Origin of the sequence: Candidatus Palauibacter sp., from assembly GCF_965208055.1 — a bacterium.
GTDB lineage: Bacteria > Gemmatimonadota > Gemmatimonadetes > Palauibacterales > Palauibacteraceae > Palauibacter.
Map to the genome: position 1 here is coordinate 2,292,996 of NZ_CBDBNY010000004.1, position 21,718 is coordinate 2,314,713.

Annotated in this window: 18 protein-coding genes; 8 read left to right on the forward strand and 10 right to left on the reverse strand. The window is 68.8% G+C overall.

The features are described 5' to 3' along the window. Nucleotides 1-5 precede the first annotated feature (5 nt). A complete protein-coding gene (locus ACOGXI_RS10155; protein ID WP_419938739.1) occupies nucleotides 6-2,873 on the forward strand; it encodes a TonB-dependent receptor in 2,868 nt (955 codons plus the stop codon). After that, nucleotides 2,836-3,996, forward strand: coding sequence for an acyltransferase family protein (locus tag ACOGXI_RS10160; protein WP_419938740.1), 1,161 nt, complete (start codon nucleotides 2,836-2,838; stop codon nucleotides 3,994-3,996). Before ACOGXI_RS10155 ends, ACOGXI_RS10160 begins: the two co-directional genes overlap by 38 nt. Nucleotides 3,997-4,429: 433 nt before the next feature. On the opposite strand, the gene ACOGXI_RS10165 is transcribed toward ACOGXI_RS10160, so the two are convergent. The 7 genes from ACOGXI_RS10165 to ACOGXI_RS10195 all read right to left on the reverse strand — a co-directional run bounded on the left by ACOGXI_RS10165 (nucleotide 4,430) and on the right by ACOGXI_RS10195 (nucleotide 13,175). After that, nucleotides 4,430-5,641 (reverse strand): multidrug effflux MFS transporter, encoded by a 1,212-nt coding sequence (locus ACOGXI_RS10165; protein WP_419938741.1) that lies wholly within the window; start codon nucleotides 5,639-5,641, stop codon nucleotides 4,430-4,432. Nucleotides 5,642-5,652: 11 nt separating this feature from the next. Next, a complete protein-coding gene (locus ACOGXI_RS10170) occupies nucleotides 5,653-8,055 on the reverse strand; it encodes a molybdopterin cofactor-binding domain-containing protein (protein WP_419938742.1) in 2,403 nt (800 codons plus the stop codon). After that, nucleotides 8,052-8,552, reverse strand: coding sequence for a (2Fe-2S)-binding protein (locus tag ACOGXI_RS10175; protein WP_419940186.1), 501 nt, complete (start codon nucleotides 8,550-8,552; stop codon nucleotides 8,052-8,054). Before ACOGXI_RS10175 ends, ACOGXI_RS10170 begins: the two co-directional genes overlap by 4 nt. Then, nucleotides 8,549-10,078: a tannase/feruloyl esterase family alpha/beta hydrolase gene (locus ACOGXI_RS10180; protein ID WP_419938743.1), complete on the reverse strand. Its 1,530-nt coding sequence runs from the start codon at nucleotides 10,076-10,078 to the stop codon at nucleotides 8,549-8,551. Before ACOGXI_RS10180 ends, ACOGXI_RS10175 begins: the two co-directional genes overlap by 4 nt. A gap of 143 nt (nucleotides 10,079-10,221) precedes the next feature. After that, nucleotides 10,222-11,736 (reverse strand): M56 family metallopeptidase, encoded by a 1,515-nt coding sequence (locus ACOGXI_RS10185; protein WP_419938744.1) that lies wholly within the window; start codon nucleotides 11,734-11,736, stop codon nucleotides 10,222-10,224. Next, nucleotides 11,733-12,107, reverse strand: coding sequence for a BlaI/MecI/CopY family transcriptional regulator (locus ACOGXI_RS10190; protein WP_419938745.1), 375 nt, complete (start codon nucleotides 12,105-12,107; stop codon nucleotides 11,733-11,735). The genes ACOGXI_RS10185 and ACOGXI_RS10190 overlap by 4 nt, the downstream gene beginning before the upstream one ends. Before the next feature lie 165 nt (nucleotides 12,108-12,272). After that, the gene (locus ACOGXI_RS10195) at nucleotides 12,273-13,175 is read right to left on the reverse strand and encodes a 3-hydroxyacyl-CoA dehydrogenase family protein (RefSeq protein WP_419938746.1); all 903 of its coding nucleotides are present in this window, start codon (nucleotides 13,173-13,175) and stop codon (nucleotides 12,273-12,275) included. Nucleotides 13,176-13,313: 138 nt separating this feature from the next. Here ACOGXI_RS10195 and ACOGXI_RS10200 point away from each other — a divergent pair, with 138 nt between their 5' ends. The 3 genes from ACOGXI_RS10200 to ACOGXI_RS10210 are packed head-to-tail and all read left to right on the forward strand — an operon-like array spanning nucleotide 13,314 to nucleotide 17,150. Next, on the forward strand, nucleotides 13,314-14,285 hold the full coding sequence (locus ACOGXI_RS10200; protein ID WP_419938747.1) for a 3-keto-5-aminohexanoate cleavage protein: 972 nt from the start codon (nucleotides 13,314-13,316) through the stop codon (nucleotides 14,283-14,285). Between the two features lie 16 nt (nucleotides 14,286-14,301). After that, complete coding sequence (locus ACOGXI_RS10205; protein WP_419938748.1) at nucleotides 14,302-15,813, forward strand: APC family permease; 1,512 nt, start codon at nucleotides 14,302-14,304, stop codon at nucleotides 15,811-15,813. Then, nucleotides 15,810-17,150, forward strand: a complete 1,341-nt coding sequence (locus ACOGXI_RS10210) for an aminotransferase class V-fold PLP-dependent enzyme (RefSeq protein WP_419938749.1) — start codon at nucleotides 15,810-15,812, stop codon at nucleotides 17,148-17,150. Before ACOGXI_RS10205 ends, ACOGXI_RS10210 begins: the two co-directional genes overlap by 4 nt. 24 nt (nucleotides 17,151-17,174) lie before the next feature. Here the strand turns inward: ACOGXI_RS10210 and ACOGXI_RS10215 are convergent, their stop codons facing one another. The 3 genes from ACOGXI_RS10215 to alr form a co-directional block, all read right to left on the reverse strand. Then, nucleotides 17,175-17,552 carry a type II toxin-antitoxin system VapC family toxin gene (locus ACOGXI_RS10215; RefSeq protein WP_419938750.1) on the reverse strand — a complete coding sequence of 126 codons (378 nt, stop codon included), beginning with the start codon at nucleotides 17,550-17,552 and terminating at the stop codon, nucleotides 17,175-17,177. Nucleotides 17,553-17,555: 3 nt separating this feature from the next. Continuing rightward, the gene (locus ACOGXI_RS10220; RefSeq protein WP_419938751.1) at nucleotides 17,556-17,807 is read right to left on the reverse strand and encodes a type II toxin-antitoxin system Phd/YefM family antitoxin; all 252 of its coding nucleotides are present in this window, start codon (nucleotides 17,805-17,807) and stop codon (nucleotides 17,556-17,558) included. A gap of 114 nt (nucleotides 17,808-17,921) precedes the next feature. Then, nucleotides 17,922-19,187 (reverse strand): alanine racemase, encoded by a 1,266-nt coding sequence (gene alr / locus ACOGXI_RS10225; RefSeq protein ID WP_419938752.1) that lies wholly within the window; start codon nucleotides 19,185-19,187, stop codon nucleotides 17,922-17,924. 79 nt (nucleotides 19,188-19,266) lie between these two features. Here alr and ACOGXI_RS10230 point away from each other — a divergent pair, with 79 nt between their 5' ends. The 3 genes from ACOGXI_RS10230 to ACOGXI_RS10240 are packed head-to-tail and all read left to right on the forward strand — an operon-like array spanning nucleotide 19,267 to nucleotide 21,717. Beyond that, nucleotides 19,267-19,506, forward strand: a complete 240-nt coding sequence (locus tag ACOGXI_RS10230) for a ribbon-helix-helix domain-containing protein (protein ID WP_419938753.1) — start codon at nucleotides 19,267-19,269, stop codon at nucleotides 19,504-19,506. After that, nucleotides 19,503-20,732 (forward strand): cation:dicarboxylate symporter family transporter, encoded by a 1,230-nt coding sequence (locus ACOGXI_RS10235; protein WP_419938754.1) that lies wholly within the window; start codon nucleotides 19,503-19,505, stop codon nucleotides 20,730-20,732. Before ACOGXI_RS10230 ends, ACOGXI_RS10235 begins: the two co-directional genes overlap by 4 nt. Continuing rightward, nucleotides 20,725-21,717: an aminopeptidase gene (locus ACOGXI_RS10240; RefSeq protein ID WP_419938755.1), complete on the forward strand. Its 993-nt coding sequence runs from the start codon at nucleotides 20,725-20,727 to the stop codon at nucleotides 21,715-21,717. Before ACOGXI_RS10235 ends, ACOGXI_RS10240 begins: the two co-directional genes overlap by 8 nt. Nucleotide 21,718: the final 1 nt, after the last annotated feature.

Here is a 21,718-nt window from a genome sequence, read left to right on the forward strand (position 1 = left end):
GGTCGATGGGTCCGACCCCGGCGTTCCCGGCGCGAACGCGCCCGATCCTGGCGCTGGTGGCGACGGCGCTGGCGTTCACGGCGCTCCTGCCCGGTCTCGTCCAGGCCCAGGACGAATACACCGTGAGCGGCGTGATCGCCGACGCGGCGGGCGAGGGGCTTAGCGGCGCCATGGTGGTGGCGCTCGCGAAGCCCGACTCGGTGCTGACCCGTTTCACGACCTCCAGCGGCGACGGCATCTTCGCTCTGGGGGACCTGGAACCCGGGGAGTACATACTGCAGATCACCCTCCTCGGACACGGCACGGTGCGGCAGGATCTCTCCCTCGCGGGTGAGGACGTACGCGTCGGCACGATCACGCTCGAGGTGATGCCGGTGGAGATGGACCCGCTCGTCATTACCCTCGACCACGTGCCCTTCCTGAACCGGCGCGACACCCTCGGCTACAACGCCCTTGCCTTCCGGACGCGGCCCAACGCGACGGTGGAGGACCTCCTCCGCCAGCTTCCGGGGATCGAGGTCGAGACCGACGGATCCATCACGGCGCAGGGCGAAGAGGTCGAGAACGTCCTCGTAGACGGCAGGGAGTTCTTCGGGGGCGACCCCACGATGGCGACCCAGAATCTGCCCGCCGAGGCCGTGGACCGCGTGGAGGTCTACGACAAGGAATCGGACATGGCCGAGTTCACGGGCATCGCCGACGGCGAGGAAGAGCGGACGATCAACCTGGAACTCAAGGAAGAGGCGCGGTCGGGCTATTTCGGCCGCACGTCGGGCGGACTCGGGGCAGATGTGGAGAACGCCTCCGTTTCCCCCGGATTCGGCGAACGCGCGGCCGCGCGGCTCCCCGCCACCAGCGAGTCCGGGACGGTGGCCGGCGGGATTCCGTACGCGGGTGCCTTGTCGATCAACCGTTTCTCCCCCACCACGCAGCTTGCCCTCGTCGGAAGCGCGAACAACGTGAACCAGGCCGGGTTCGGGTGGGGCGATGCGATGTCGTTCGGCGGACGGGACTTCGGCCGCGGCGGCGGCGGCGACGACGGGCTCACCGAGACCGCGATGCTGGCGCTCAACGTCAACCACGACTTCGGCGGAAACGACGACCACTGGATCCGGACGAGCTACCGCCTCACCACGCTCGACAACTTCCAGAACGAGACGCAAAGGCAGGAGCAACTCCTCGGCACGAGCGCTTCATCCCTCGTCGACCGCGCCACGCGCACGGACACCGACAACTCGAGCCACCGGGTCAACCTCAATTCCCAGTTCACGCTCTCGGAGGGCCATGAACTGCGGCTGCGCGGGAATCTGAACGCCCGCGCCTCGCTGCTCGACCGCGTCGACTTCCAGGACACGCGCTCGGGCACCGGACAGTTCCTCACGGCCGCGGCGACGAACTACGACGTGGACAGCGACGACGTGGGCGGCGACGCCCGACTCACGTGGCGCAAGCGACTCGACGACAGCGGGCGGAGTCTTTTCGCGGAGGCCCGGGTGAACCTCAGCGATGCCGACCGCTTTACGAACCTCGCGTCGTCGATCGAGGGCAACGTGGAGAACCCGCGGGCCCGGGCCGGCGACGTGCTCCAGGAGCAGACGAATGTCGGCCAGACGCTGACGCACTCGGTCCGGTTGTCCATGACGCAGCCCATGCCCGCCGGCTCCATGCTGGAGGTCTACGGCGAGCGGAGCGCGACCGCCGAGGACGAGAACCAGTCGGTGTTCGACATCGGGCCTGACGGCCGGACGCTGAACCCGCTCCTCACCTCCGGGTTCGAGCGGACGTACAGCTACCTGCGCGGCGGCTTTCGCTTCAACCGCTCGAACGAGGCCGGACGGCTCGTGCTCGGACTGCGCCTCCAGGGTTCGAATCTCGAGGGGACGATCCTCGACCGGAGCGAGGAGATCACGAACGGATACACGCATGTGCTGCCCAACGCCGAATACCGGCTGCAGCTCGACGACATGCGCACGCTTCAGTTCCGGTACTCGACGTCCACGCGCGAGCCGCGCATGACGGATCTTCAGCCCTTCGTCGACAATCGCGATCCGTTGCGGATCCGGGTGGGGAACCCGGACCTGCAGCCGGAATACACGCACCGTCTGCGGACGGAATACCGCTTCTTCGACACGTTCAGCTTCGTCAACCTGTTCACCTGGGCGAACGTCAGCGTCACGACGAACGACATCTCCCAGGCCCGGACGGTGACGGAGCGGGGGCTCCAGACGATTTCGCCCGTGAACCTCGGGCGCTCGTGGTCGGCGAACGGCGGCGCGAGCTTCGGAACGCCGCTGCGCTGGATGGGCGGACAGGTGGACCTGAACTACAACCTCGGATACTCCAGTTCGAACGAGTTCGTGAACCAGGTCGAGAACCTGAGCCGCTCGCTCTCGCACACCTTCGGGATCGAACTCGAGAACCGCGCCAAGGAGGACTACGATGTGCGCGGCGGCGCCAAGGTGACGCTGAGCGACGTCAGCTATTCCTTGAACGAGGAGTTGAACGAGGACTACGTCAATTCCACGCTGTACGGGAGCGCGGACTTCTACCTGGGGGCGTGGACGCTGGGCACGGAGTTCCAGTGGAGGCTCTACGACCAGGACCTGTTCGGCCCGGGGCGGAATGTCGCGCTCTGGGAGGCTTCCCTGCAGCGCCGCATCCTGAACGACCAGGCCGAGATCCGGCTGGTGGGGTTCGACCTTCTGGGCCAGAATCAGGGGGTGACGTACACGAACTCGCCCGGCTTCATTCGGGAGAGTCGGATCGAGTCGCTCACGCAGTACGTGATGCTGAACTTCACCTGGTATCTCGGGAACCGCTCCATGGCCGGCGGCGGTGGCAGGGGCCGCGGGGGAGACCGCTCCCGCAGGTAGCCCGGAGGACAACTTCCAGCACGGCACGGGGTTCGTCATGACCGAACCGACGGGTGGGCGCGTCGTCTCGCTCGACGCGTTCCGGGGGTTGACGATCGCGGCGATGATCCTCGTCAACAATCCCGGCAGTTGGAGCCATGTCTACGCGCCCCTCGCCCACGCGGAGTGGCACGGGTGGACGCCCACCGATCTCATCTTCCCCTACTTCCTGTTCATCGTCGGCGTCGCGCTCCCCTTCTCCTTCTCGCGCCGCCTCGCGGAGGGCACGGACCGGGGGCGACTGTTCCGGCACGTCATCCGCCGCTCGCTCATTCTGATCGGGTTGGGTCTGGCGATGCGGGCCATCCCGGACTTCGACCTCTTCGACATGCGACTCTACGGGGTGCTGCAGCGGATCGGACTCGTCTACTGCGCGGCGGCGGCGCTCTACCTGTGGGGATCCGCCCGCGTGCGGTGGACCGCGGTGGGCGTTCTCCTCTTCGGGTACTGGGCGCTCGTGGCGGGGGACCTGTCGCCGGACGGGAACCTCGGCGCCCGCCTGGACCGGCTCCTCATGGGAGACCGGCTGTGGCAGGGGACGTGGGATCCGGAAGGGCTTCTCTCCACGCTGCCGGCCATCGGGACCTGTCTGCTGGGGATCTTCTGCGGGGAGTGGCTCCGGTCGGAGCGCTCGGGAGTGGCGATCTCGCGCGGAATGTGGATCGCCGGCGCCTCGCTCGTCGTGCTCGGACTCGCGTGGGACACGGTGTTCCCGATCAACAAGAACCTGTGGTCGAGTTCCTACGTCCTCTTCAGCGCGGGGACGGCCCTGCTCCTGTTCGGCGCCATGTACTGGCTCATCGACGCGAAGCGCTGGCGCGGGGCGTGGGTGATGCCGTTCGTCGTGTACGGGATGAATTCGATCGCCGTGTTCGTAGCCTCCGGCATGTTCGCCAAGATGCTGGCCCGGATCCCGGTCGGGGGCGACGGGGGCATGTCGCTGAGCGCGTGGTTGTACGAGAACGCCTTCAGGTCCTGGGCGGGAAACTACGGCGGATCGCTGGCCTTCGCGCTGGCCCAGGTGCTGTTCTGGCTCGGCATCATGTGGCTCCTCCACCGCCGCGGCATCTACATCAAGACCTGATCCGCCGCAGGGATTGTCGCGTCTTTCCCCCTTTCTTGGCGACCGTTGGCAATCTCGGCTTCAATCCCGTTTGTTTCGGTCATTCGGGTGTTCGCCGAGACCGGCGCCGAGCTCTTCCCGGTGTCGTTCGCCATGGCGGAGTTCACCGACACGGACGATGACCGCGCCGGGTTCTCCTTCGCTCTGCCGGCGAATTGGACCGGGGAACTGGCGAGCATCGCCCTGCGGGGTCCGCGAGACTCGGCGACCCTCGACCGCGACAGCGACGATCCCGTCACGCTCCTGCGCGACACGGCGACGGGCCGGATCCGCGGCATTCTCGATGGTCCTCCGCCACCGGCCCCGGGCTCCGGCGTCCCGGCCGCAGCTGCCCGCGAGGAATTCGAGACGCGGTTCAGCCGCGCGGGATCCCGAGCGCGGGGAACGAACGGCCCTAACCCCCTCCACCGCTCTCGGCCCACCGCATGGCGGCCAGCGTCCCCGCTCCGAAGACGGCGAAGGCGGCGATCAGCGGGTACACGGTTCCGTCGAAGCGGTGGCCCACGAGCGCACCGGCCGGCACCGCGATGAACGTGGAGAGCGAAGCGACGACCGCCGCGCCCACGCCGGCGATGTGGCCGAGCGGCTTCATCGCGAGCGCATTGAGATTCCCGAACAAGAGCCCGATACAGAAGAAGGCGACGAGCATGTAGCCCAGAAAAAGCCCGAATGGAGGCAGCCCCTCGAAGGGGACGGCCAGCCCGCAGGCCGCGGCCGAGACCAGGACGGAGGTCGCCGTCGCCGCCCTCGAGAGCCGGCGCATCCCATGCTTCATCACGAGGCGTCCGTTGAGGAGCGAGGCGCACCCGAAGGCGAGGGCGAGGACGCCGAACCAGAGCGGAAAGAGCGCGCCGGTGCGATAGGCGTCCTGGAAGATCTGCTGGGCGGAACTCAGGTAGGCGAGAAAGGGCGCGGACGCGCATCCCGCGGCGAGTGTGTATCCGAATGCGGCACGGGTTCTCACGACTTCCAGGACGGCCCGGCCGATGTCCCGCGGGGAGAGGGGTCGGCGGCGGACAGCGGGCAGGGTCTCGGGCTGGCGAAGCGAGAACCACGCCAACGCGATCGCGGCGATGGCGAAGATCGTGCCGAAGATGGCGCGCCAGTCCCCGAACCACAGGATCCCCTGGCCCAGGGCCGGAGCGATGATGGGAACGAGGATGAACACCGCCATCGCGAAGGACATGAGGCGCGCCATGCGGCGTCCTTCGTACTGATCGCGCACCATGGCAATGGTCACGATGCGCGGGGCCGCGACTCCGATGCCCTGCAGGACGCGACCCGCGACCATCACGGCGAAGGTGGGCGCGAATATGCTCACGAGACATCCGGCCATGAACAGGGCGAGGCCGGCGTGTATCGCGGCCCGGCGCCCGATGCGATCGGAGAGCGGACCGAAGAGGATCTGGCCGAGCCCGAGTCCCAGAAAGACCGCCGTGATGACGAACTGGGCGTCGTTCCGGTGCAACACCCCGAGGTCGGCGCCGATCGCAGGCAGGGCCGGCAACATCGCGTCGATCGAGAGGGCGACGAGCGACATCAACAGCGCGATGAGCGCTATGAACTCGCCGGGACGAAGGGCGGGCCCGACCGCCGCCCGGGTCAATCCTCTCGGAGCTACAGTCCCGCCGCCATCAACTCCGCGAGCACGCGCTCGGGGCGCAGGGGGATGCGGCGCATGCGGACGCCGGTCGCGTCGGCGATCGCGTTCGCGATGGCGGCGGGGACCGTGCGGTGCGAGGGCTCGCCCGCCCCGTAGTGCGGCAGGTCCGGGCGGTCCGGGTTCGGGTCCCCGTTCACGATCACGACATCGATCTGCTCGGGCGCATCGCGGTGGGTCAGCGTCGGGTGCGTGCGCCAGTCGACGCTCGTCACTCTCGCCCCGTCGAACTGCACCTCCTCGTACAGCGTCCGGCTGATCCCGTGCAGGAGGTTGCCCTGGATCGTGCTCTCGAGGCCGTCCGGGTTGATCACGAGGCCGCAGTCGTGCGCGCACACCATGCGCTTCACCCACACGCGTCCGCTCTCCCGGTCGACCTCGACCTCCGCGATGGTGGCGACCGCGGTCTGTATGCGGTACGCGTAGGAGATGCCGCGTCCGGTGAGGATGCGCTCGTCGCCCGGCGCGGGGGGCGAGGGCCTCGCGTCCCAGCCGTACGCGTCCGCCGCCGCCTCCACGACGGCGATGGAGCGGGCCCGGCGGAATGTCGCGTCGTCGTCGGTCGACCCGCGCAGGAGACGCAGCCGGAACTCGACGGGGTCCGCGTTCGACGCCCCGGCCATCTCATCGATGAACGACTCCCCGGCGAACGTCGTCTGCGGTCCGTTGGGGTCGCGCAGGTTCCCGGTGCGGAGCGGCGTCTCGAAGGCGAGCGGGAACCGGACGGCCCGCGTCTCCTCCCGACGGTTCGGAATGTGGTACATGGCATCGGGCCCCCGGCCGCCGCCGGGGGACGGGCGCTCGGGGCGGATCCCCATGAGCTGGGCGACGAGCACGGTATCCGCCTGGTTGTACCCCACGTGCGCGTAGTTGGCGATGCGAGCGCGGTAGGCGAGCGCGACCACGTTCCCCGCCTCGTCGAGCCCCCCGCGCAGGTCGATGGCGAACGCCGGGCCTTTCGTGTCCCACGCCGTCTCCTCGTGCCGCATCCACTGCACCCGCACGGGTCGGCCCAGCTCCCGGGCCAGGTACGCCGCCTCGAAGCCCGCGTCGTCCGCCGCCGTGCGCCCGTAGAGTTGCGGGCCCTCCATCCAGATCACCCGCACCTGCTCCGGCGGCATGCCGAGGAACTCGGCGATCCCCGTGCGGTGGCTGTAGGGCTTCATGTCGTTCGTGTAGATCGTCATCTGCCCGTCCGATGGGTCCGCCACGGCGTGGGCGGGACCGATCGCGGTGTGTCCCTGGAAGGGGATGTCGTAGCCGGCCTCGACGACCATCGCCGCACCCGCGAGCGCCGCGTCGGGGTCGCCCTCCGCGCGGGGACGCGGAGAGTTCCCGGTGCCCGCGCCGACGGGGGTCGCGCCGCGCATGTAGTCGAAGAGGTCTTCGGACGGCGGGAAGGGCGCCGTCGCCGGCTTCTCCCACTCCACCGCGAGGTTCTCCGCCGCCTGGATCGCCTGTTCCTCCCGTTCGCAGACGACCGCGACGTAGTTTCCCTCGTGGACGACGCGGATGAAGCCGGGGATCCCGCGCACGGAGGATTCGTCGATGGAGACGAGCCTCGCGCCGGCGAAGGGCGGACGCACGTTCCTGGCGTGGACCATCCCCGGGAGCGTCACGTCGACCGCCCACTCGAGCGACCCGTCGACCTTGGCGGGGATGTCGTACCGTGGGATGGACTGTCCGACGATCTTCAGTTCCCGGACCGGTTTGACCGGCGCCAGACCGGTCGTCTCGTTGACATTCCTCCCCGTGAGGGCGATGTCGAAGCGTCGGCCGCCGATCAGTTCGCCGTACGTCGCTGTTCTCGAGGGATCGGAGGCCGCGGAGATGACGCCTTCGCTGACGGTGAGTTCGTCGACAGGGATCTCGAAGCGCTCCGCGGCCAGTTCCAGCAGCACTCGACGCGCTTCCGCCGCGACCCGTCGCGCCGCCAGCGCGTCACGCTCGATGGCGTCCGAACCGCCCGAGCCGCCCTGGTCCACCGTCATGTCGGTGCGGCCCATGACGAGGGTCGCCCGATCATAGGCGAGGTCAAGTTCGTCGCACATCATCTGCCGCATCGCGGTTCCCGTGCCCTGCCCGCCATCGGTCTTGCCGACGTAGAAGGTGGCCGTGCCGTCGTCATGCACGACGAGCCACGAGTCGAGCTGGAGAAAGTCCGGATCGGGATACAGGTTCGCCTCATCGGGGGCTCGGGGGCCGTTCCGGCCAAGCCCCGCCACACCGATGCCCCCCACACCGCTGAAGCCGAGGACGAACACCCCCGACGTCTTGAGGAAGTCCCTGCGGGAGGTGCTCTCCTCCCACGGGGCCAGCGCCCTGTCGATCCCCGCGGGCAACCGCTCGGCGCGCCTCACCGCCCCACCTCCCCACCGACGCCGTCCGCTCCGTTCGTCCGGTCAGCCATCGCCTCCGAGGCCCGTCTCACGGCGGACTGGATGCGGTAGTACGTCATGCAGCGGCAGAGGGCGCCGTTCATCCCCTGCCGGATCTCCTCATCGCTCGGCGTCGGATTGCGGTCCAGGAGCGCCTTGGCCGTGAGGATCTGGCCGTTCTGGCAGTACCCGCACTGCGGCACCTGCTCGTCGATCCACGCCTGCTGGACGGGATCCAGCTCACCCGTGGCCGACAGCCCTTCGAGCGTGGTGATCTCGCCCGTGGCGCGTGACACCGGCCGCATGCACGAGCGGATCGCGCGGCCGTCCATGAGCACCGTGCACGTCCCGCACTGGCCGAGGCCGCAGCCGAACCGGGGCCCCCGCAGTCCGAGGTCGTTCCGGAGGACGTAGAGCAGCGTCGTCGACGGATCGACATCGACCGTGTGCGTCTCGCCGTTCACGCGCAGCGTGATCATGGAGCGACGCACTCGAAGCTGTCCTCGCGCTTCGGGTCGCCGGCGCCGTTGTAGGCGGCGTGGGCCGGCCACGGGCACACGGGCCGCTGCATCTCGACGCCGCTCTCGCCGAACTTCGTCGCCACGAGCCGCTCGGGGGCCTCGTCCTCCTCGACCCACGACTCGATGGCGGCGATCCAGTCGACGAAGTCCGGCCCCGGACCGCCGGCGCAGTGCAGCACGCCGGGCAGCATGAACAACCGCGTGTAGTCCTCCGCCTCCTCGTCGCCGGCGGTCACGCCCTCGTAGTAGGCGATCGTGCCGCTCGCCGGGATCGCGGAGTCCGACCATCCGGTCCAGAGGATCAGCTTCCCGCCCGCCGTCTTGAACCCGCTCAGGTCCGTGTCCGTCGCGTTGAGGAGCCCTCGGGCGCGGCGCGTGTCCTCCTCCCACTCGAAATAGTCGCTGAAGTCGTACGCGGAGTAGTCGAAGTCCGGGTCATCGAAGATGATGTACTTGTACATCTGGGTGCCGAAGGCGTAGTGGAGGTTCGGTCCGCCCGGACCCAACTGCATCTCCCGTCCGGTGACCCACAGCTTCCACCCTCCGTCGTCCGTCTCGCCTCCGAAGGGGAAACCCGGATAGATGTGCCGGTCTCCCGCGCGGGCGCCGCCGTAGATCACCTCCGCCGCCGCCCGCTGTTCGTCCGTCAGTCCCTCGATCGCGGCGATGTCGACATCGCATGCCATGGGGTTCGTCATGAACCCGTCTTCCACGCCGTCGTTCCCGTCGCACGCCTCCAGGATCGCGGCCTCGAGGATCGCCGCGGCCTCGTCCGTGATGACCGGGGTCGCGAGGTCGTTCGGATCGGGATACAGGGCCTGCTGTGTCTGGAGAAAGAAGGCGCCCAGCCCGGGCCAGTCGTAGGCGGGGGCTCCGGACACGATGCCGTCGAAGTCGTCCGGATAGCGCTGCGAGGACATCATCGCCTGGCCGCCGCCGCGGGAGCAGCCGATGAAATACGAGTACTCGATGTCGCGGCCGTAGAAGAGCCGGACGATGGTCTTCGCCGCCTCCGCCGTCACGTGCACGGCCCGGTGGCCGAAGTTCACCTCGCGGTCGGGCCGGTCCAGCGCCCAGCTCGCGTCGATCCCCGGGCCCTGGTGTCCGGTGTCCGTCCCCGCGGTGGCGAAGCCGCGAGTCAGCACCGAGACCGGCCCGGCGAACTGGAGCGCCTGGTTCTGGACGCTCCCCACGAACCCGCCGCCGCCACCCATGAGGAAGCGGCCGTTCCAGTCCCCGGCCAGCGGGAGGAGGAGTTCGAAGTGGATCTCCTCGTCGATCGTCCCGCGCACGCGGCAGTGGGCCGGATCGTTCGCGCCGGCCTCGACCTCCGACACCTCGTCCAGCACAAAGCCGCTCCACGACATGGCGGTCAGCTGGTCACAGGTGAGGGCGGGAACGAGGTCGACCGCGGGGGCGGGGGTGAAGGCGGCCAACGTCAGGACGGCGGCGGACGAAACCGCGAGGCGGCGCGACGGAGTCATGTGTCTTTCCCGGGTCGGAGTGTCCCGCGACTGGCACCTCCGAGCGCGACCCGCGGGTCAGGACTCGGAGGCGCGACCGAACAGAGTTACGGTGCCGCCGGGGACGCCGGGCCGCAACGGTCTCCGGGCCCGGGGTCGCGGATTCAGTGCGGCTTGTCGGGCAAGCGCAGACGGACGCTATGGCCCTCCATGTGGGTTCGGAACATTCGCTGCGCTTCTTCGGGCGTGAGCTCGCCTGCCTCGAAGGCCGCGTGGAGCCGGCGGACCTCCATGGCCAACTCAGTGGTGAGCTTCTCCAACCGGGGACCCGACAACTCATCGAGGGCCTCCGTCGTGGTTCCCAGACGCAGCCACAGATCTCTGGGGATCGTTCCTTTCCCGACTTCGCCCGCTTGCAAGCGCTCCCCCAGCTGCCCCCGCGTCTCGCGCGCCATGTCACGCACACGCTCCATGCGCTCGATCGTTGCGCCGATTTCCGCTTCGACTTTCGGGTCGAGTTTGAGCGCCTGGAAGGCTCCGTCTTCGTCCACGTACCCGACGCCCGCTTCCGGATCGACCGCCCATTTCCCCGAGTGGACCAGGTGGTTGCCATCTTCATCCACGTACCCGATCTCGGCTTCCAGGCCGGAACCCGCGCGCGGGCCGCCAGTGGTTTCCGCGCCAATGATTCCTTCCACGCCGACGACGCCTTCCGAGCCGACGACGCCTTCCAGACGCGAGGCGCGCTCGGGCTCGCCCGGGCTCTGCGGGATCGGGGTGTCGCAGGCCAGCGCGAACAGACCCAACCCGGCCGCCGCTGCCATGATGGAAGCCCGGATTCGGGGCTTTCTCGTCGCAGTGCTGATCATCATGAGTCTCCTTTCGATTACAGGGTGGCCGCCACGAATCAGGGCCGGCACGGTATCCGGCGTCCGTCGACACCCGGCGGCGACCGTCAAGAGAAGGCGCGCGTAGCCTCGCGCCGGTGTGCCACGGGCCAGAACGCGGCGGTCGCAGTCTCCTTCGACGGCGAGGCGGAGCCTTGCGAGCGACCACCAGACCGCGGGATTCCAGGGCGAGAGCGAGGCGAGCAGGAGCCCCGCCGCCAGGAGTGCCGGATCGCGCGCCCGCACATGCTCCCGTTCGTGGAGGACGACCATCTCGAGTTCCCTCTCGCCGAGGCCGAAGGTCCACGACGGAAGGACGATCCAGGACCGGATCAGCCCCACGACCGCCGGCCCGAACCGCGCCGACCGCAGGACTTCCTCTCCGCAGACCTCCCGAGGCTCCCACCTCGCCCGCAGCCGCCGGAGCCGGAGGCAAAGCAGGGCAAAAAAGATGAGGACGAGTACCGAGCCCAGGGTCCAGAGGGCTCCGAGAGCGTCCTCCAGACGCATCCCGGCGAGCACGCTCCCACTCTGTAACGGGATCGCGGCTCCCGGCGTCCCGAGTTCGTACAGGGCGTGGACGGGAATAGCGAGCGGTCCGGGACCGTCCGTGGTTGCCGCGGCGGGAAGGAGTCGGGGGAAGAACGGCGCCAGTCCGCCGACCCCGAGGGCGCCGATCCAGACCCACCGGGTCGGCCGACCGAGGGCCCGCAGACCGCGATCGAGGAACCACGCGGCCCCGGCGACGAGGACGGCGACGATCAGGCCGTAGATCATCGTGGCCAGTGTCATGGCTCGCTCTCCTCCAGTTCATCGAGGATCCGCCGCATGCGCTCCAGTTCTTCCGGCGAGACCTCGCGGCCCGAGATGAGTTGCGCGAGCACGAGTTCCGCCGACCCGCCGAAGATCTTGTCCCGGATCCGGGACAGGGCCGTCTCTCCGGCCGTCTCGGAGGCGACGAGCGGGAAGTAGCGATACGCGCGACCCTCGGCCTCGTGCCGGACGGCGCCCTTCTTCTCCAGGATCTGGAGGATCTTGAGCACCGTCGTGTAGCCGACCCCGTCGTCGAGCGCGTCCTGAACCTCGCTCACCGAACCGGACCCCCTGCGCCACAGGACGCTCATGATGTCCAGTTCCCGGTCGCTGAATGTCGGGTCTCTCAAGGTCTCACCCCCTTGCCGGCCCTTGTGGGCCGCGTCCGCGGTCCAGCCATATACGAACATCTTCGTACGAGAGGATACGTGGCTCTGCCCTCGCTGTCAACGAAGATCTTCGTAAAAGGAGAAGCCGGGAGTCGATTCGGTTGTGCGGGGCTCTGCCCGCCGGCGTCAGTCGTCCGGGCCGATGAGCCAGCCTTCCCGTTCGAAGGCGGGAGATGGATAGGTGTAGAACCCCTTCCCCGACTTCACGCCGAGGTCTCCCCGCTCGATCATCCGCTCGAGGAATTCCGGCGGCCGGTCCGCAGGGTCGCCCGACGCCTCGTGGTACACGTGCTCGATGTCCCGGATGACGTCGAGTCCGACCGCGTCCATCAGTCCGCACGGGCCGATCCGAGTCCCCCAGTCGAGCATCCACGCCCGGTCGATCTCCTCCGCGCTCAGGTAACCCCCGGCGATCAGGTGCAGCGCCTCCTTCTTGATCGCGCGCCAGATCCGGTTCGTCGGATAGCCCTGGATCTCGCGGCGGGCGACGATCGGCACGAGGCCGAGTTGGCGGAGAAATCGTTTCGCGGCGCCGGTCGTCTCGGGGGCGGTCCCGGGGTGCCCCATCACCTCGACCTTGAGGTGCTCCGGGGTGCCGAAATTCATGTTCGTGAACCGCGCGGGGCGCCCCGTGGATTCCGCCAGCCACGAGCCGGGCAGGGATGAGGTGTTCGAGGCGATGAGGGCGGTGGCGGGCGCCGCCGCGCCGATGCGGGCCAGGACGACGCGCTTGAGTTCGAGATCTTCGGGCACCGTCTCGATGACCCAGTCCGCATCGCGCACGCACGCCTGCAGGTCGTCGCAGGTCTCCACGAGCGAGCGCGCCTCCGCCAGCGTTCCGCCGCAGCCTTCCGCACGGGTTTCGAGCAGGAGATGTACGGCCGGCAGCGCCTCCGCGAGCGCCGCGCCGGAGACGTCATGGAGTTTCGCGCGCACGCGTCGCGCCGCGCAGGCGTAGGCGATCCGGCGCCCCATGGTGCCCGCGCCGACGATGGCGACGGTTCGTACCACGTCCTCCGCTTCGGACATGACATCCTCCGGGCTCTTGTGAATCCGCGTTTTTCGATCAAGGCTCCGTGACGATCCTGAGCCTCCGGCGAGGCGACAGCCAGCGCTTCACGCCGGACCCCGACGCACCGGATCAAACGGAAGATGCGGAGGAATGGAGTGACTGAGACAGCGCACGAACCGTGGAACTACGGGGACCCCCACGCCTACATGGAGCGGGTCGCCGGCGGGATGCCCCCCGTCATCATCTGCCTCGCCTCCAACGGCGGCATCCAGGGCAAGGAGTACAACGACGCGCTGCCCGAGACCGCGGAGGAACTGGCGGATTCCGTGGGAGAGGCGTACGACGCGGGCGCCTCGATGGTGCATATCCACGCGCGGAATCCGGAGACGTTGTGGAAGGGCGCGACGACGCCCGAGTTGTGGCTGGACGCGAACCGTCGCCTCCGCGAGCGCTGCCCCGAGATCATCATCAACAACACGACCGGCGGCGACCTGTGGATGGACGATGAACAGCGCCTGTCCTGTCTCGACGCCAACCCCGAGGTCGCGTCGCTGAACCTCGCCCCGGACATGGGCAAGTTCAGACTCAAGCCGCGCGGGGAGGAGTACACGCACCCGCGCCCCGCGATCGACTACGACGACTGCGTGCCGTTCTCCTACAGGCAGATCGCGCATTTCGCCGCGGAGATGAAGGATCGGGGCATCAAGCCCGAACTCGAGACGTACCATCCCGGCTGCGGGTGGGTGATCCGGGATCTGATCGCGCAGGGGCTGATCGAACCGCCGTACTGGGTGCAGACCGTCATGGGCTACCAGACGTCGAGTTGGCCCACGGTGGACAACGTCGTGAACATGGTGCGGGAGTTCCCCGAGGGATCCGTGTGGCTGTGCTCCGGCATCGGGCCTCACCAGCTCCCGATGACCACGCTCGCCACCCTCATGGGCGGACACGTCCGGGTGGGGCTCGAGGACAACATCTACTACCGCCGGGGAGAGAAGGTCCGAAGCAACCGACAACTCGTCGAGCGGGCGGTGCGGATCGCGCACGAACTGAACCGGGAGGTCGCCACGCCCGCGCAGGCGCGCGAGATGCTCGGGCTCTCCCCCACCCCGTCGCAGCACGACTGAGGTCGGAGGCGACCGCGTGGCCGACCAGGTGACCGAGCCCATGAACGACTCCGCGACCGGATGCGGCGCATCCGATTCCGGCGGGGAGCGGGAGGTCCTCGGGAGGGGAATCCGGCTTCGGTCCCTCTTTTCGCTCGCCTTCGGGACGATCATCGGGGTGGGCTGGATCACCGTCATGGGCGCGTGGCTGAGCGGCGCCGGCGTGATGGGGGCGATCATCGCGTTCGGGATCGGCGGTCTCGGCATGCTCGCCATCGGCCTCTGCTACGCGGAGATGGCCGCCGCGTATCCGGTCACGGGGGGCGAGGTCGCCTACGTGTTCGAGGCGTGGGGCGTGCGGTGGAGCTTCGCCTGCGCCTGGTTCCTCGGCTTCATCTACATCTTCACCACCTCCTTCGAGGCGATCTCCGTCGAATGGGTCGTGTCCGCGCTCGTCCCTGGATTCGGCGGTCCGGTGATCTACACGCTGCTGGGGCAGGAGGTGCGGCTGTGGAGCCTCGCGCTCGGTCTCGCGGTCATGGCCATCATCGCGATCATCAACTACCGGGGCGGCAAGACGGCCGCGTGGTTCCAGGATCTGATGACCGGCGGGCTCATCATCCTCACGCTGGTCTTCGTCGTCGCAGGGGTGGCGGGAGGGAGCGTCGCCAATCTCGAGCCCATGTTCACGGGGACGACTCCGAGCGCCGCGCTGGCCGGCGTGGCCATCGTGCTCGCGACGGCCGGGTTCTGGTACGCGGGGTTCGACACGATCCCCCAGGCGATGGAGGAAGTGGAGTCGGGCGCCCGGCTGCGACTCCTCCCCCGCGTGATCGGCGCCTCGATCGTGTTCGCGCTCCTCTTCTACTGTCTCGTGATCCTCGCGACGGCGATGAGCCTCCCGCGCCCGCAGTTGCTCGTGGCCGAACTTCCCGCCGCCGCGGCGATCGAGGCGGCCTTCGCATCGCCGCTGCTCGGACGGGTCGTCCTGTTCGCGGGGCTGTGCGGACTGATCACGACGTGGAACGCGCTCTTCTTCGCAGCCACGCGCATCGTGTTCGCCATGGCGCGCGCCCACATGATCCCGCACCGGCTCGCCGCCGTGCACGAGCGGTACGGCTCACCGTCGGCCGCCGTGATCTTCGTCGCGGTCATGGGGGCCGTGGGCGCGCTGTTCGGGCGGAACGCGATCCTGGTGATCGTCGGCGGCGCGTCGATCTCGGCCGGCGTGGTCTTTTTCGTCGTCGTGCTCGGCGTCCTCCGGCTGCGCACGACTCGGCCCGATCAGCCGCGCCCGTACACCGTGCCCGGAGGCCGCGCGTTCCTGTACGTCAGCGCCCTTCTCGCGCTGGGGCTGGCGGGAGTCGCCGCGTGGGAACCCTTCCGCGCCGCAGGGGGGCGGATCCCCGCCGAGTGGATGGTACTCGGCGCCTGGTCCGTGCTGGGCTTCGTCTTCTACCGGGCGGCCGCCCCGCTGCGCAGAACCGTGAGCGAGGAGAGGCTGCGCTGGCTGATCCTGAGCGAGAGGGACCCGGAGAGCGAGCCATGAACACGAGTCGACGTCACTTCCTCCGCCGGTCGGCGGGCGCGCTCGCCCTGGCTCCGATCATGCCGGTGGGACGGCTCGCGCTGTACGGGGGGCGGGACGGGGCGCTTCCCGATCCCGGGACCCACTCGCCGGGCGACGCGGCTTCACGGTCCCCCGGTTTGGGTCGCCCGCAGGAGGCGTGGGTGGCGCGGGCGCGAGCCGAGATTCCCGCCTCGACGGAGAGTCTGTACTTCCAGACCGGCGGGATCGGCCCCGCACCCGAGGCTGTGATCGACCACGTTCAGGAACGGCTGGCCTTCCAGAACCGGAGCCCGGCCGAGCCCCGCATCTCGGCCGAGATGGCCCGGATCGAGCCGGACCTGAGGGCCCAGCTTGGGCGCGTGTTCGGCGCGGAGGCCGAGGAGGTCGCGCTCACGCACAGCACCTCCGAGGGGATCGCCATCGTCGCGTGGAGCCTGAACTGGGAGCCGGGCGACGAGGTCGTGATCTCCAACACGGAACACCCCGCCAACGTCATCCCGTGGTACGTCCTCCGGGACCGGTTCGGGATCGCGATCCGCGAGATCGACCTGAGTGCGGGCACGGGGCTGATCGACGAGGTCCGCGGCCAGCTCTCCGACCGCACGCGGATGGTGAGCATCAGCCACGTGTCGCGGAACAACGGTCGGACGCTGCGGACCGACGAGTCCGCCGAACTGGGAGACCTCCTGCGCTCGCGCGGCGTGCGATATCACCTCGACGGCGCGCAGGGCCCCGGCTGCATCGCCACCGACTTCCGCGCCCTCGGCTGCGACTGCTACTCGACCTGCGGCCACAAGTGGCTGCTCGGCCCCAAAGGCACGGGCGCGCTCTTCGTCCGCCGGGAACGGCTCGACGACGTGCAGCTGAGCTGGGCCGGTTCGCACAGCCACGCGACGATGGACTACGAGGGCCGGTACACGCTGCTCCCCAGCGCCGCGCGCTACGAGTTCGGCACCCGCGCCCTCGCGGATTTCGCCGGCTTCGCTCGCGCCGTCGATTGGCTGGAGGACATCGGGCTGCAGAAGATCGAGGCGCGGATCCAGTCGCTGGTCGACCACGCGATCGAGACGGTCGACGCCACGGACGGACTGGGGGTGTCGTCTCCCGGCGCGCGCCCGGACCGGTCAGGCGTATTCGTCGTTCAACTCCCCGAGGGGTGCGACGCCACGCAACTCTATAACGACCTGCGCGAAGACGAGGGGATCCTCGCCTCGCCGGTCCGGCAGGAGCGTGACTTCCGCCTCTCGATCCACTTCTTCAACACCCGCGACGAGATCGACGCCGCGATCGCAGCCGTCGCGGCGCGCTGCACGTGACCCCGTGCCCAGGTGACGGCTTCGTCAAGCCCGCAGCGTGGGCACGTCGTAGAGCGTAATGCGCGAATCTCGCGTTACCAGGATGAGGCCCTCGGCCCGCGCTTGAGCGATAAGCATTCTGTCGAACGGGTCGCGGTGGTGCTGCGGGAGCGTTGCGGCTCGCTCCGCATGGTCGAACGTCAGTGCCAAGTGCTCGAACCGCTTCTTCTCTACGATGGCCGCCAGATTGTCCGGAGCTGTGAGCCGGCCCCTGGCTTTCTTGATGCCGATTTCCCAGCCCGAGACCGCGCTCACGAACACTTCGTTGTTCGGATCCGAGATGACTTCACGCGCCGACTCGGCGATCTGTCCCCAATCGGACACCCACCACAGGAACGTGTGCGTGTCGAGTAGCAGCCGCATCCGTCAGTCAGCGCCCGGAAAAATCCTGGAGTTCTCGAACGCGGCAATGATTTCTTCGTCGTCGTCGTCGAAGTCCGGAGCGATCACGATCTCGCCCTCGAGACCTCCCGGCTGTCGAGGTTCGACAGATTCCTGGTACGGCGTCAGGCGCACCCAGGGTTGTCCCGAGTTGCAGATCACCACGTCTTCCCCTTCTCGGGCTAGCCTGGCCAGACGGGAGAGCTGTGATTTCGCTTCGTGCATGTTGACCCTCATGGTGCCTTCCTCACTTCAACGGTCTAGCTAGACTAAGCCTAGCTAATTCATTTCGGGTCAGCAACCGGCTCGTCCGTAAGCAGTCCCGTCCCGCCGTTTCCACGGGAAGGAGCCTTAGACCACCCGTCGCGGGAGCCGCGGATTCATGGACTGGATGATGCCGAGAAATCCGAGTCCCGTCCGCTCGGCGACGGAGTGGGGAAGCACGGACGGATGATCGGGGCCGATGAGGGTGGCGACGTCGCCGACCTGGACCGTCTTCTCCGGACCGATGTCGAGAATCGTGTGCGCGGAGTTGACCCCTCCGGCGACCGGGTACGGACGGCCGTTGATCAGCACTTCGCAGGTTCCGTTCGCCTGGGACGGATAGCCATCGGTGCGGCCGATCGGGAGCAGCGCCACCCAGGTGGGCCGGTCGGGCATGAAGGTGCGGTTGAAGCCCGCGCTGTCGCCCGGCTCGAGGCGTTCGACCCGCACCACCCGCGCGTTCAGGCGGAACACGGGCTTCAGGTCGGCCATTTCCTTCGCACCTTCGCCGCCGGGGTGGTTCCCGAACAGCGCGTTCCCGGGCCGCACCATGTCGTAGTGCGCCTCGGGCAGATGGAACAGCTCGAACGAGGGTGAGGCGTGGAGGGTGCCGAGCGGAAGGTTCCTCCCACGGGCCCAGGCGAGGAGTTCCTCGAAGCGGGCGTGTTGCTCCCGGTCGAAATCCAGGTCGTGTGTGAACATGGTGTAGGTGCCGTTCACGTCGACATATTCGCTCTGGACGAGTGCCTCGATCCAGCGGCGGGCGCGCGTGTACGGCATTCCCTCCCGGTTCATCCCCGTGTCGATGAAGAGCTGGACGGGTACGGGACGGCCCAGGCGCCCGGCCACGCTCCGCAGCCGCGCCGGCGCGTCGTCCAGCCAGACGGACGGGAGCACGTCGTGCCTCGCCAGCTCCTCGATCTCGTCCTCGGATCCCTCGGCCATGACCACGATGGGCTTGGTCACCCCTTCCTCCCGCATGGCCAGCGCTTCCTCGACGCGCACGGAGGCGATGCCACCCACCTGGGGCATTCCGGCGAGGAGCGGCCCGACCGCACGGTCGCCCAAGCCGTACGCGTTGTTCTTCACGACCGCGAGGATGGGGCGGCCGCTCGCGAGCCGCGCGGCCTCGCGGACGTTGTGGGCCCAGGCGGCGCGGTCGAGTTCGATCCACGGGTCGAAGCGCCGGGGAGTCCAGGTGCGGTCGGTGGTGGCTGCGGCAGGCAGCCGGCCGGCGCCGGTACCGCGCGTCCCCATGGCTGTCGCGCAGCCGGAGGTTGCGGCGAGACCGAGGGCAGTGCCGGTCAGGCGGAGGAAGCGGCGGCGCGGGAGAGGGGATGACGGGCGATCCATGGGCCCTCCGAGCTCAGCGGGGTAGTGCACGTTGACCTTGGCGTTGCCTTCTTTTTCCCGAAGACACTACGCTTCGGCCATGAGCACGATCAACATCTCGCTCCCCGCGCGGCTGAGATCATTCGTTGACGAACGGGTCGTCGAAGGTGGCTACGGCAGTTCCAGCGCATACATCCGTGAGCTGATCCGCCACGACCGAGACCGCCAGCTCCTTCGAGGTCTCCTGCTCGAAGGTGGTGAGTCCGTTCCCACCGTCACTGCCGATCGGCCGTATTTCGAGGCGTTACACTGCCGGGTTCGCCGACACTCCCCGGAGTGACACCGGAACCCCTCACGCCGCGGACCGCAGGCCAGCCGAGGCGTAACGTCCCGACGTATGTCTGGACGATCCTGGCTCTGGCGGGAGGGCTGGCCGCGGGCGGGGTCTTCCCCGGGCCGTTGGCGCCGGTGGCGAGCGCCACGTCGACGCTCATCGCATGGGTTGTCGACGTCGTGCCTCTGCTGATCCTCGCGGCCCTCAGTCCGGCCATCGCGACCCTGGTGCGGCGCGGACTCGCCGGACGCTTCGCCGGCGCGGTCGTCCTCTGGTACGTCTTCACGTCGACCGTCGCCGGACTCATCGCCGTCGTGACCTCCGCCACGATCTTTCGCATCCCGCTGACCACGGGGGACCGGGGCGTGTGGACCGAAGCCGCGGCCATGCTGCGGAGCCTCGGGGAAGGCGGGGCCTCGTGGCCGCTGCTCGCGATTCTCGCCGGAATCCTGCTCGGAGCCCTCGGCGCCCGGCACGATGCCACCTACCGGGTGCTGCGGCGGGTCGCCGACGCGATCGAACGGGCAGGCGGCAGGCTGGCCTACGTCATGCTCCCGCTCATCCTCGCCTTCGGCGTCACCTTGGGCGTGCGCTTCGGCGGGAGTCTGGGACTCTCCCACTACCTGACGATGGCCGCCTATACGGGCGCCCTCGTCCTTGTCTGGTGGGTGTTCTACACCTTCGTGCTCGTGCGCAGGATCGGGCGTCGGCCCGTGGGACCCGTCCTGAGGGAGTACTACGTGCCGACCGCGGTCTTCGCCGCGGGCACCTGTTCGTCGCTCGCGACGCTCCCCGTGAACCTCGCGAACGCGAAGAAGGTCGGCGTCCGCGACGAGGTGGCCGACTTCGTCCTCCCGTTCGGCGCCGTCGTGAACCTGGATGCCAGCGCGCTGGCCTACGTCGCATACGGACCCTTCGTCGTGGCGTACGTCTTCGGCCTGGAACTGAGCTGGATGATGATGCTCGCCGCGTGGCCGGCCGTCGTCCTGTTCACGATCGCGGCTCCGGGGCTCCCGGCCGGGATGGGGACCGCGCTGTGGAGCGCGACCCTGTTCGCGAGCATGCTGGGGCTCGAGGGACAGGCGCAGGGAGAGTTCATCGCGAGCTGGATCGCGCTCTCCGGCGGCCTCCCCGACATGCTGCGCACCGCGACGAACACGACCGGAGACGGCTACACCGCGATCATCTTCGACGGACGTTTCGACCGGTTCTTCGCGAGGGACCGTGGCTGACGGGGGCGTGGCCAAGGCGGAAGTGGACCTGTCCCCCGGTGCGCGGCGGCTCGTGCACGTGAACGGACGCGTCCGGCCCGGCGAGATCGTCGTCGTCGTGACCGATCCGACGATGGGGCGGTACGCGGAGGCCGTCGCCTCGGCCGCCCGCGACGCCGAAGCCGCCGTCACCGTCTGCATCATCCCGCTGCGCGAGCAGGACGGACAGGAGCCGCCCCCACCCGTGGCGCGCGCCATGGCCGAGGCGGCCGTCATTTTCTCGCCCGTGCGGGTCTCGATCACCCACACGCGGGCCATGCGGACCGCGCTCGAGGCGGGGGCGCGCGTCTGCATGATGACGGCCTACACCGACGCGATCATGACCAGCCCCGCGCTGCTCGAGACCGACTTCGAGGCGCAGGCCGACGTCTGCCGGCGTCTGGGCGCGGCATTCACGAAGGGCGAGTCGGTGCGCCTCACCTCCCCGCGCGGGACGGATCTCCGCTTCGGGATCGAGGGTCGCGTGGCCAACGTGCTGACGAACATCCCCGAACCGGGAGAACTCGCGCCCGTCCCCGACATCGAGGTGAACGTGGTACCGGTGACCGGGTCGGCCGAGGGCACGCTCATCTTCGACGCTTCGGTCCCCTACCTCGGCATCGGCATCCTGGAACAGCCCATCGTGTGTTCGGTGCGCGACGGCGTCATCGTCGAGATGGCCGGCAACGCGCAGGCCGATTTCCTGCGCGAGCACCTGGAGTCCTTCGCCGACCCGCACTGTTTCAACATCGCGGAACTCGGCGTCGGTCTGAACCCGAACGCCCGTCTCACGGGAGAGATGCTCGAGGACGAGGGCGTCATGGGCACGATCCACATCGGCATCGGCACGAGCCACACGCTCGGCGGCGAAATCGTGGCCCCGATGCACTACGACCTCCTCATGTGGAAGCCGACCATCGCCGTCGACGGCCGCATCGTGCAGCGGGACAAGGAGGTGCTGGCATGAG

What these genes read in the sequence shown, in the direction of transcription:
- ACOGXI_RS10155 (WP_419938739.1), top strand. Translation starts at nt 6, where the DNA reads ATGGGTCCGACCCCGGCGTTCCCGGCGCGAACGCGCCCGATCCTGGCG.
- ACOGXI_RS10175 (WP_419940186.1), bottom strand. Translation starts at nt 8,552, where the DNA reads ATGATCACGCTGCGCGTGAACGGCGAGACGCACACGGTCGATGTCGAT.
- ACOGXI_RS10180 (WP_419938743.1), bottom strand. Translation starts at nt 10,078, where the DNA reads ATGACTCCGTCGCGCCGCCTCGCGGTTTCGTCCGCCGCCGTCCTGACG.
- ACOGXI_RS10185 (WP_419938744.1), bottom strand. Translation starts at nt 11,736, where the DNA reads ATGACACTGGCCACGATGATCTACGGCCTGATCGTCGCCGTCCTCGTC.
- ACOGXI_RS10195 (WP_419938746.1), bottom strand. Translation starts at nt 13,175, where the DNA reads ATGTCCGAAGCGGAGGACGTGGTACGAACCGTCGCCATCGTCGGCGCG.
- ACOGXI_RS10210 (WP_419938749.1), top strand. Translation starts at nt 15,810, where the DNA reads ATGAACACGAGTCGACGTCACTTCCTCCGCCGGTCGGCGGGCGCGCTC.
- ACOGXI_RS10215 (WP_419938750.1), bottom strand. Translation starts at nt 17,552, where the DNA reads ATGCGGCTGCTACTCGACACGCACACGTTCCTGTGGTGGGTGTCCGAT.
- ACOGXI_RS10220 (WP_419938751.1), bottom strand. Translation starts at nt 17,807, where the DNA reads ATGAGGGTCAACATGCACGAAGCGAAATCACAGCTCTCCCGTCTGGCC.
- alr (WP_419938752.1), bottom strand. Translation starts at nt 19,187, where the DNA reads ATGGATCGCCCGTCATCCCCTCTCCCGCGCCGCCGCTTCCTCCGCCTG.
- ACOGXI_RS10230 (WP_419938753.1), top strand. Translation starts at nt 19,267, where the DNA reads ATGAGCACGATCAACATCTCGCTCCCCGCGCGGCTGAGATCATTCGTT.